The organism is Microcoleus sp. w1-18aA5, assembly GCF_036701705.1.
Classification (GTDB): domain Bacteria; phylum Cyanobacteriota; class Cyanobacteriia; order Cyanobacteriales; family Microcoleaceae; genus Microcoleus.
Genome location: NZ_JAUPTE010000079.1, coordinates 20,994 through 31,393, shown reverse-complemented (window position 1 = coordinate 31,393; position 10,400 = coordinate 20,994). Strand labels below are relative to the sequence as shown.

The 10,400-nt window shown below is 47.2% G+C and carries 8 protein-coding genes; 6 read left to right on the top strand and 2 right to left on the bottom strand.

Annotated features, from left to right (window positions below):
• Positions 1 to 280: 280 nt before the first annotated feature.
• A complete protein-coding gene (locus Q5691_RS22670; RefSeq protein ID WP_333347197.1) occupies positions 281 to 496 on the bottom strand; it encodes a hypothetical protein in 216 nt (71 codons plus the stop codon).
• Between the two features lie 492 nt (positions 497 to 988).
• On the opposite strand from Q5691_RS22670, the gene Q5691_RS22665 reads away from it, so the two are divergent.
• The 6 genes from Q5691_RS22665 (at position 989) to Q5691_RS22640 (ending at position 8,544) form a co-directional block, all read left to right on the top strand.
• Entirely contained in the window at positions 989 to 1,273 is a 285-nt protein-coding gene (locus Q5691_RS22665; RefSeq protein WP_333213771.1) for a 4a-hydroxytetrahydrobiopterin dehydratase, read from the top strand.
• Positions 1,274 to 1,414: 141 nt separating this feature from the next.
• The gene (locus Q5691_RS22660; RefSeq protein ID WP_333213769.1) at positions 1,415 to 3,064 is read left to right on the top strand and encodes an HD domain-containing phosphohydrolase; all 1,650 of its coding nucleotides are present in this window, start codon (positions 1,415 to 1,417) and stop codon (positions 3,062 to 3,064) included.
• A 293-nt stretch (positions 3,065 to 3,357) separates the two neighbouring features.
• Positions 3,358 to 5,556, top strand: a complete 2,199-nt coding sequence (locus Q5691_RS22655) for an iron uptake porin (RefSeq protein WP_333213767.1) — start codon at positions 3,358 to 3,360, stop codon at positions 5,554 to 5,556.
• Between the two features lie 399 nt (positions 5,557 to 5,955).
• On the top strand, positions 5,956 to 6,396 hold the full coding sequence (locus tag Q5691_RS22650) for an Rrf2 family transcriptional regulator (protein WP_242716025.1): 441 nt from the start codon (positions 5,956 to 5,958) through the stop codon (positions 6,394 to 6,396).
• Positions 6,397 to 6,454: 58 nt separating this feature from the next.
• Positions 6,455 to 7,417 (top strand): cysteine synthase A, encoded by a 963-nt coding sequence (gene cysK / locus Q5691_RS22645; protein WP_333213765.1) that lies wholly within the window; start codon positions 6,455 to 6,457, stop codon positions 7,415 to 7,417.
• A 446-nt stretch (positions 7,418 to 7,863) separates the two neighbouring features.
• Positions 7,864 to 8,544, top strand: a complete 681-nt coding sequence (locus Q5691_RS22640; protein ID WP_333213763.1) for a J domain-containing protein — start codon at positions 7,864 to 7,866, stop codon at positions 8,542 to 8,544.
• A 149-nt stretch (positions 8,545 to 8,693) separates the two neighbouring features.
• Here Q5691_RS22640 and Q5691_RS22635 read toward each other — a convergent pair whose 3' ends face one another.
• Positions 8,694 to 10,193 carry a cyclic nucleotide-binding domain-containing protein gene (locus Q5691_RS22635; protein ID WP_333312084.1) on the bottom strand — a complete coding sequence of 500 codons (1,500 nt, stop codon included), beginning with the start codon at positions 10,191 to 10,193 and terminating at the stop codon, positions 8,694 to 8,696.
• Positions 10,194 to 10,400 lie beyond the last annotated feature (207 nt).

Sequence of the window (10,400 nt, the reverse complement as noted above, 5' to 3'; positions counted from 1 at the left end):
CGTGCTTGGATGGCTCCGACAGACCAACCCCACGAAAACTTCATCTTCCCTGAAGAAGTTCTGCCTCGCGGTAACGCTCTGTAATCAGCGCGAAATATCAAAATTTCCAACATTTTAAAAGGGTAAGATAAAGCAGTTTAGGCTTTACCCTTAATGGTTAAAAAGCTCCCGCCACCAGGCAGGAGCTTTTTGTTTGCAGGAGTCGATCGAATTAGCGCCCTAAAAAAAGTTGATTTTGTACAAAAACCAACTCTGCCTGTAGCTAGAACAACTTGTGTCTTTATATCTCGTGAACTATCCTATCTATATGGCAAGAAATCGATCGACCTTTCCGCGCCGCCAGATTTGCAATGCACCTGATAACCGCACAGCCCGGATTTTGAAGAAAATATAGACAAATGGCTAAAACTGCGATCGTCCGCTTGCTGTAGAGATCGATCGAAGACCTTGCTGCTGCAGTAATTTCCCCTGATCTCACAAAAATCTCAATTTGCATCCCCCACTTCTAATTCCTTGTGTTATTCTAATAATTGTGACTACTGGAATGATACTCAGAACGCAAGTTCTTTCGGTAACGCTGGCAATGGCTAGCGCACAAATCATCACCTTAAATCTTGTATTTAGGTGATGTGCGTTCCAATATAAAGCCATTTAGCTAAACCTGGAGGTGATGCCCATGATAGAAAGTAGTAAACGCATGGGTCATCAGATTGGAAACTACCGGCTGTGCGCCGGGGCCGCTCACTAGCAGTCAGCCGTCGTCTCCAACGGGAAACGACTTCCACGGGGAACCAGGCTGAGCTAGGGATTCTCCCGGCAGTCAGGTTCTAATCTGAAGACCCGCTAGACCGCTCTCACCTCAAATAGTGTTAAATCTTAAGTATTAAAACTTGAGACTAAACGCTATTGGTGAGAGCGGATAGTTTTTGGTCAGGGTTTCTACATGTGGGCAGTTAATCTGCCATTGCTAATCCCAAAGAAAAAAAATATGGCTGAGCTACTTAACAATACTGAAATTCAAGAGCGCGCCAGTCAATTGTCAGGCTGGACGGTTGAAGGCAAACAACTGCGCTGTACCCGTTTATTTAAAGATTTTATCGAAGCGATCGCCTTTGTGAATAAGTTGGTCGCCCCCTCAGAAGCTGCTGCACATCACCCCGACATAGAAATTTCCTATAACAAAGTTACACTTAACTTGACAACTCATGATGCCGGAGGCTTAACTGAGAAAGACTTTGCGCTAGCCCAAGAGATTTCTTCTACGCTAGATTAAAAAAGTACCCGCTGGCCCAACAAGAGTCCCCGCTAGATAAAAGCTCGCAAATAAAAAATCCACTTGGGGTTAGAATCGGGTGCTAAAAAGTCGAGAGACCAAACGTTCAATGTATAAAAGGCTATTCCCCATCATCCGACCATGATCGTATTTGAAAAGCCAGAGTTCAAGAACGAGTCTGCTGCCGAAAAAACCGATCTGATAGAAAAGCTTTTAGATATTGGCGCGGCTCTGTCGAGCGCCCAAGATTTGGGCGACTTGTTACACTTAATTTTATCCAAAAGTAGAGAAATCACCTACAGCGATGCTGGCAGTGTTTACTTAGTAGATCACAGCGACGAAACACCTAAGCTGCTGTTCAAGGTAGCCCAAAATGCTTCTAAACCGAAACTGTCGTTTAAAGAGTTTGCCCTGCCACTGACAGACAAAAGCTTGGCGGGATACGTGGCAATTACAGGTCTAAGTTTGAACCTGTCTGATGCCTACGACTTACCCCCGGGCGTACCCTACCGGCTAGATACCAGTTTTGACAGGGATATTGATTACCGCACTTGCTCGGTAATGGTACTGCCGATGCAAAACCGACAGGGGGAGACAATAGGTGTACTGCAATTGATCAACCGCAAAACAAAGGCAGATACGGTGCTGACAGCAAACAATGCCTGGGAATCGACGCAGCAGTATTCGGAGTGGGAAGAAAGGATAGTTCGATCGCTCGCTTCTCAAGCAGCAATTTCGATCGAGCGCAATCAACTCCAAGACAGCATAGAACATTTGTTCGAGGGCTTCGTCAAAGCCTCGGTGCAAGTCATAGAAGCTAGAGACCCCTGTACCTACGGCCATTCAGAACGAGTAGCAGCCCTCACAGTACGCCTTTCAGAAGAAGTAAACACCGTCAACAGCGGAGAACTGCGCTCTATTTACTTTAACAACCGCCAAATTCAAGAACTTCGCTACGCCGCCCTGCTGCACGATTTTGGCAAAATTGGAGTCCCCGAAGCAGTTTTGACCAAACAGAAAAAGCTCTACCCCGCACAGCTAGAAATCATTCGCCATCGCTTTGGCTTAGCTCAACGGACAATGGAAATGGAATGCGTCCAGTCTAAATATAAATACTTGCTGGAGCATTCAGCCTACCGAAAACACCCGACCCAGGAGCCAGAGTGCGCTCAGTGCCAGGAAATCGAACAGCTAGACACTAAGCTAGCAGAGGCAAAAACCAGATTAGCAGAATACTGGGAAGTGCTGCTAGAGGCAAACGAGCCTCACATTTTGGCAGCAGAACCCCTAGCTCAACTGCGAGAGATTTCTCGACAAACTTACAGAGATATAGATGGGGCAAAGAAACCCCTGCTGAACCCAGACGAGATCTTGCAATTGATGGTGTCGAGGGGCAACCTGACGCCGGAAGAACGCTCTGAAATAGAATCTCATGTAACTCACACTTACGAGTTTCTCAAACAAATTCCTTGGACAAAAGATTTTAAAAATGTTCCAGACATTGCCTACGGACATCACGAAAAACTCGACGGTACAGGCTATCCGCGAGGTTTAAACAAGTCAGAAATTCCAATTCAAGCGCAATTGATGACGATCGCCGATATTTACGACGCCCTGACAGCAGGCGATCGCCCCTACAAGCGAGCTCTGCGAACAGAGGCAGCGATGAAAATTTTGCGGCAAGAAGCAGCTCACAACAAAATCAACGCTGATTTGTTAGAATTGTTCGATCATCGCCAAGTCTTTAGCGTCCTCGGGCACAGCTTGGAGGTTAAAGTCGAATCAGCCTAGACGAGTCGGGCGTGCTGTGCTAAAAAGTAAATAAGGCGATCGGGCGCTGTCTAGTGTCAGCAGTCAAATCAATCCACAGCCCAAACCGGGTATGGTTTTGACGCCGTTGAGTAAAGGTTTAAAAACAGGCTTTATGCAGCCGTCAGTCACATCTATATACTCGGTCAGCCCAAAAGAATCCAAAGAAAAAGTGAATTTTAGGTCTCTTTTTAGAGTATGCTAGTTGAGCAACGACTGACCACATAGAAGACTAGAAAAGTTTCTCTGTAATCGGTGTGAGGATGAGAGTGAATATGTCGAAATTTTTGTGGAGTTACTTACTAATCAGCCCAGCAGTCTTAGGAGCTACCCTAGTAGTTTCTTCGAGCGCGATGGCAGCAGACGCTCAGCAGGCTGCTGATGCGGTCAATCCGGCTGTCGCAAAAGCTGAAACCGCTGAAACCTCCGAAGCGAAACTAAATGCTTTAGCTGCTGTTTCCGAAACAACTGCAGCCTCCGAGCCAGTAGAAGAAATTTCCCCAGTCGCTGGCAGCGAAACCCATGCAGCGATTGAAGATTCGGCCACGGCTGCAACTGAAAGTGCGATCGTCGGAGCAAACACAGCCCCTGCGGAGGCAGAGCCCCAAGCGGCATCACAACCTACAAGTGAATCTTTAGCCGCAGTTGAGCCAACAGTAGCTCAACCAGTAGAAAATTCTGCCCCGGCAGCCCAACTAGAAATTCCAGCCCCGGCAGCTACCGCTCTCCCAGAGCAAATCGGTGCTGTTCAATTAGAAACTCCAGCCCCGGCAGTGGCAGAGTCGGCAGAACAAAGTTTGCCACAACCGGCTGAATCTTTAGCCCAAACTGCCGCACCACAAGAGCAAAACCCAGCCGCCACATTAGAACAGCTCAACGAGTACAGCAGCGAAGGTGCTGCCGGCGGCGAAACTCAAGGTCAAGTTACCTCTGTTTCCCAACTTTCCGACGTGCGGCCCACAGACTGGGCCTTCCAAGCACTGCAATCCCTAGTCGAGCGCTACGGCTGTATTGCCGGTTATCCCGACGGAACTTTCCGCGGCAACCGGGCAATGACTCGCTACGAATTCGCAGCCGGTTTAAATGCTTGCTTAGACAAAGTGAGCGAGCTAATTAGAGGCGGCACGGGCAACTTCGCTACGAGAGATGACTTGGCAGCCCTCCAACGGCTCCAAGAAGAATTTGCAGCGGAACTGGCAACCCTGCGCGGTCGCGTCGATGCTCTGGAAGCTCGGACATCCGAACTCGAAGCCAACCAATTCTCCACCACTACTAAGCTGACTGGGGAAGCAATTTTCGCTCTCAGCGATGACTTTGGTGGCAACGTTGGCTTGTTTGGCAGAGACGAAAGAAGATTAGGCAGCGACAACAACGAAGCTGTCTTCCAACAACGGGTGCGCCTGAATTTAAATACTAGCTTCACCGGCAGAGACTTACTGCTGACCAGGCTTCAAGTCGGCAACGGTCGCAACTTCAACCTTGGTGCTACAAGCGAAGGCACTCAAACTTGGAACGTAGTCGGCAGAACCGATAACGTTGTTGCCCTCGACACCTTGTTATACAAGTTCCCCGTCGGTCAGCGACTCAACGTTAGCCTGATAGCCAACGCTGGCGTTTGGGACGACATTATGCCGACTGTCAACCCTTACTTTGAAGACTTTGACGGCGGCAACGGAGCACTGAGCGCCTTTGGACAGCGTAACCCCATCTACCGTTTGGGTGGTGGCGCAGGTATTGGCTTTGACTATGCCTTTGGCGGCAGGGGCTTACTGGGCGGCGTGTTCGGCCCAACTTCTCTGTCATTTGGTTATTTGGCGTCAAATGCAGCCAGTCCGGTTAAGGGTGCTGGCTTGTTGAACGGCGACTACGCCGCGATGGGTCAGTTGACTTTTACTCCTGGACGCAACTTGCAAGTTGCTTTCAACTATAACCACGGTTACTTTAATCGAGGTAACTTTGGCTTTGACAACGGTTTGGGAAATGGAATCGACAACCTCGGCGGTTTCACCGGTACCGGCGTGGCTAATTCTCTCAACGGTTTGAGCGAGGGTTTTGACGGCTTCGGTGCTCGCAAAGTTGTCACCAACTCCTACGGTGCTCAGGCTTCGTTGCGACTGAGCCCGAGATTTATCCTTGGTGGCTGGGCTGGTTTAACCAATGCCCGCATTCTCGGCATCGGCGATGCGAGAATCTGGAACTACGCTGTTACCTTGGCTTTGCCTGATTTAGGGAAAGAAGGCAACTTGCTAGGGTTCGTGGTAGGTCGTGAGCCTTACTTGGATAAACTTGAAGCTGCAAGCAGTTTGCGGAGCTTCCGCAACGATGATTCCTATCACGTTGAAGGGTTCTACAAGTTTCAGCTCTCGGACAACATTTCTGTTACTCCGGGCGTGATTTGGGTGACAAATCCTAATCAAGATGACCGTAATGATGACATCATCATTGGTACTCTGAGAACTACTTTCACGTTCTAAGAGCGGGTTAGATGAGGCATGGGAGGGGGTCATACCCTCTCTGCTGACAACTCTAAATGCCCAGTTTAGCCCTGCCTACTGCAGGGCTTTTTTGTTTACGGGACAAAGGGGCGCCGAGAATCTATTAAAAATTAAAAATTATTAGTCATAGACGCAGAAAGCCGGTTTCTTGAGGTAATGCCGTCGTGGAAGCGGAGAGAGAGTCAAAACTAGCAACTGGGTTTCACAGAAGCGAGAGTGCGGATCATTCCAACGATGAAGTGATGAAAGTCGATTAAGTTCAGTGGAAAACCGGGGTATAATAAAAGGTAAAGTTAGGAGTTAGAATTGGGAACTCAACATTGAGGAGAATTTTAACATCTGACTTCGGAGTTGATAATTCTGGTATTGGAAGCAATTATGGTAGAACTCTCCTGTAAAAGCGAATACGCAATCTTAGCTTTGCTGGAGCTTGCCGATTGCTACGAAGAAGGTGAGCCTCTGCAAATTCGCCAGATAGCGGCTCAGCAAAATATTCCCGATCGATATTTAGAGCAGTTGCTCGCTACTATGAGACGCTGCGGGCTGATTCGCAGCCAGCGAGGAGCTAAGGGAGGTTATATATTGGCGAGGGAACCCTGGAAAATTACCCTCCTAGAAATTATCAACTGTCTCGAGGGCTCAGAGTTCGATCGCTCTGAAAAAGACTCGCCTGCTCAAACTGTAGAAAGTGCGGTGATTTGGGAAGTTTGGCAAGAAGCTCGATCGATTGCCAACTCAGTTTTGCAAAAATATACTCTACAGGATCTGTGCGAAAAGCGCAATGGCAGACGGCAGCTCGATATCATGTATTACATCTAGTTAAAATATTACCAACTAGGAATTAAGATTTACTTTCAACCACAAACTGACAAAGATTATGCGTATTGCTGGCGACATTACAGAATTGGTAGGGCGGACGCCCCTGGTGCAACTTAACCGCATTCCCCAAGCCGAAGGCTGCGTGGCTCGGATTGTGGTCAAACTCGAAGGCATGAATCCGGCAGCATCGGTGAAAGACCGCATCGGTGTCAATATGGTCAATCAAGCAGAGGCCGAAGGGCTGATTAGTCCAGGCAAAACGGTTTTAGTGGAACCTACTTCTGGCAATACCGGAATTGCTCTGGCAATGGTGGCAGCGGCTAAGGGCTACCAGTTGATTTTGACCATGCCGGATACGATGAGCACGGAACGCCGATCGATGCTGCGAGCTTACGGGGCCCAACTAGAACTGACTCCCGGAATTGAGGGCATGAGTGGCTGCATCCGCCGCGCTCAAGAGATTGTGGACAAAACTCCCAATGCGTATATGTTACAGCAGTTTCGGAATCCAGCGAACCCGCAGGTTCACCGTTCGACAACGGCTGAGGAAATTTGGGAAGATACAGACGGCGAGGTGGATTTCCTGATTTCGGGAGTCGGCACTGGCGGTACGATTACGGGCGTGGCAGAGGTGATTAAGTCCCGGAAACCCGAGTTTAAGGCGATCGCCGTTGAGCCGGCCAACAGTCAGATACTGTCGGGCGGAAAGCCCGGGCCTCACAAAATTCAAGGTATCGGTGCTGGTTTTGTGCCGCCGGTGCTGAATGTGGATTCGATAGACGAAATTATAGTTGTTACGGATGATGACGCGCTCGCCTATGGCCGTCGCTTAGCCAGAGAAGAAGGACTTTTGTCGGGTATTTCCAGCGGTGCGGCACTATGTGCGGCGGTGAAAGTCGGCAAGCGTCCCGAAAATGCAGGGAAATTGATTGTGATGATTCAGCCTAGCTTTGGCGAACGCTATCTCAGCACTCCCTTGTTCCAAGATCCAGAACTCAATCTGGCGATGGCCATCAACTAGGCTAACCTCCAGCCCAAGTCCCAGAAACACAAAGCAGGGCGTAGACTATACGCTCTGCTTTGCTTTTTAGTAGATTAAAGAATGGCGATAGATTGTAGCTTTCTCGATCGCGAAGGATGCCGAATTTTTGAATGCGCTTTTTTTCAACCGCTTTGGGCGTGTTAACGAAGCGGGGGCTGAGCGCTGTTGTGGGGAGGGAAGATACAAGAAAAGAAGGAGCTAACTGTTGCGGGAGGAGCGCTATAGGAGTCCTCAATGTCGATCGGCTTACCACTTCCAAAGCCTCAATGTTTTTCTAAAATAGATTTATGATAAGTTGAAAACTGACGTTTTTTACTGACAATTTTTGACATTTATATCAGATAAATTCTCAAAAAAATAGCAAATCATGATATTTTTGTCAAGCACTTTTTCACAGATTATCTAGAGTTCAAGGAAATAAGAGCGTGTCTTCCGTTACCAATCACTACAAAACCCTAAAAATTAGCCCAACCGCAACACAAGCCGAGATTAAACAAGCATACCGCCGTTTAGTCAAATTATTTCACCCCGACAGCCGCAGCGACACAGCGGGTCACGAAGAAATTGTCCGCCTCAATGCAGCCTATGAAATATTAGGAGATGCCCAGCACAGACAATCTTACGATCGCCAACTTTCCCAGGAAACTCAACAGCAATCACCCAGCGCACCAAACGTCAGCCGCCAGCAAAAACAAACAGCTAGGGACGCTGATGAACAAATGGAACAGTGGCTGATTAAAGTATACAAACCAGTCAATAAAATGCTCAACAGCATCTTGAAGCCGCTTAAAAAAGAAATAGACGAATTGTCAGCAGATCCATTTGATGACGAACTGATAGAAAAGTTTCAACTTTATATCGAAACCAGCCGCGAGTTCCTCAAAAAAGCTCATAACTTTCTTACATCAATGCCCAATCCATCTAATGTAGCCGGAGTTGCGGCCCATCTCTACTACTGCATCAATCAAGTCGGAGACGGAATAGAAGAATTGCAGCTATTTACCCTCAATTATGACGATCGCCACTTGCACACCGGTCAAGAACTGTTTAGAATTGCCGCTAGACTGCGGCGGGAAGCGCAGGATGAATTAAAAATTAAAAGTTAAAAAAGCAGATTGTTCCCTCTTCCCTCTTCCTTCTTCCTGATATCCGTTACATCTTGTACATTGCTCGTTGCCGAACTTCCCTCTTCCCTCTTCCTTCTTCCTGACATCCGTTACATCTTGTACATTGCTCGTTGCCGAACTTCCTTCTTTCAAATTCCAAAAAGAACTTGAATTCGCTTGCGAATTTTAATAAAAGGAGTTTGTTCCAGAGAGTCGCCATCTAACAATCCCAAATCTCTCAAAGCTTGCTGGCGTTCCGACAATTTTTGAGCAATCTGATCTGCTAAATTGGGTTGTTCTCTTAAAAGTTTTTGCAAGTCGTGGCGTTCCACCACAAACAAAATTGCATCTTCGCTAGTTTTAACAGTCGCCGTTCTCGGAGTTCCCAACAGCAAAGATATTTCCCCAAAAAACTCGCCCTCGTGAAGCGTAGCAATATACTGACCGGCTTTTTGAGAAAGAACTTCTACAGTCCCCGAAAGAATAATATAAAAAGAATCGCCAGGGTCATTCTCTTTACATACAACCTGTCCTGCTGGAAACAGTTGTCGGTAGCCGTATTCAATCAACTGTCGCAGTTCTAAATCCGTACACTGTTCAAAATAAGTTACTCGCCTCAACAAATCTCGCAGCGTCCAATTATTGGGGGATTTAGGCGCTGGCTTTTTAGGTTCAGAAAGGGTGGAATTAGATTGTAAATCTGCTGAATGTTTGGCATCTTGCGGAAAAACTTTCCCGTTGGAATTATCATCTTTGTTATTGTGAAAAAGTTGAGTTAACTCTTGCGGGTTTCGCAGCCACAAATCCCGTTGGGGAAAGGGAATTTCGATATTTCGGTGGCGCAATTCGTAATCTATTAAAAAATTTACCGCGCTTTTAATAGCATCGCTTTCCTGTGGCTGGTCAATCCAAACCAAAAGTTCAAAATTTAAAGCATTATCTCCAAAACCGTGAAACCATACTTTAGGAGAAGGATGGGACAGAACATTCGACTCCATCCGCGCCGCAATTAACAGCGCTTCCGTAACTATTACGGGGTCAGATCCGTAAGCAACGCCGATGGGAATGTGGAGGCGACATCTGGGGTCTCTGTAACTCCAGTTAATAATATTAGTTTCGACAAACTTAATATTTGGTATGATTACAAATAGACCGTCAATTGTTTTAATAATGGTAGAGCGGATAGAAATTGTTTCTACTGTTCCTAATAACTTGTCTATTTCAATAAAGTCTCCGACTCTAATTTGGTGCTCGAATAGCAGGGTGAGCCCGCTGATAAAGTTACTGGCGAGATTTTGCAAGCCGAAGCCGAAACCAATGCCGACAACCCCAGCTAAGACGGTGAGAGAAGTGAGGTTGATGCCGGAACCTTGCAGGACGAATATACAGCCAATAGTGGCTAAAATATAGCTAATGATCGTAGAAATTGCTTCTCGACTACCGCGATCCAATCTCATCCGAACTAGCACGCTGCGCTTGATTCCTTCACTGATAATCTTAGCTATAATCAAGGCAAATATAGCTAATATTATCAGTTTAACGATCGCACTGATGGAGAGATGAGTGTCCCCGATATAGAATAGCGGGGTTGTCATCGCACCCCAGAAATGTTCAAAAAAGCGATCGGCTCGTGCAGTAATCGAATTCATTAATATTGGGTAATGGGTAATTGGTGATTAGTTTTGAGAGCAACTGAACTGCCAACGGCTAACTATTGCAGAGCTTAGGCGAAAAACTCGAACTGTGGAGTCTCCTGTGTGGCAAAAAAGTCGATTCCCTACCCTTCGGGAACGCTTCGCCAACGGAATAGCTCAGCTTCACCCACTCTCTCAAAGACTCGTAACTGATGGGTTAGT

Bases quoted from the DNA above. Each gene is read 5' to 3' on its own strand.
- Q5691_RS22635 (WP_333312084.1), bottom strand. From the start codon at position 10,193: ATGAATTCGATTACTGCACGAGCCGATCGCTTTTTTGAACATTTCTGG.
- Q5691_RS22665 (WP_333213771.1), top strand. From the start codon at position 989: ATGGCTGAGCTACTTAACAATACTGAAATTCAAGAGCGCGCCAGTCAA.
- Q5691_RS22655 (WP_333213767.1), top strand. From the start codon at position 3,358: ATGTCGAAATTTTTGTGGAGTTACTTACTAATCAGCCCAGCAGTCTTA.
- Q5691_RS22670 (WP_333347197.1), bottom strand. From the start codon at position 496: ATGCAAATTGAGATTTTTGTGAGATCAGGGGAAATTACTGCAGCAGCA.
- Q5691_RS22650 (WP_242716025.1), top strand. From the start codon at position 5,956: ATGGTAGAACTCTCCTGTAAAAGCGAATACGCAATCTTAGCTTTGCTG.
- Q5691_RS22660 (WP_333213769.1), top strand. From the start codon at position 1,415: ATGATCGTATTTGAAAAGCCAGAGTTCAAGAACGAGTCTGCTGCCGAA.
- cysK (WP_333213765.1), top strand. From the start codon at position 6,455: ATGCGTATTGCTGGCGACATTACAGAATTGGTAGGGCGGACGCCCCTG.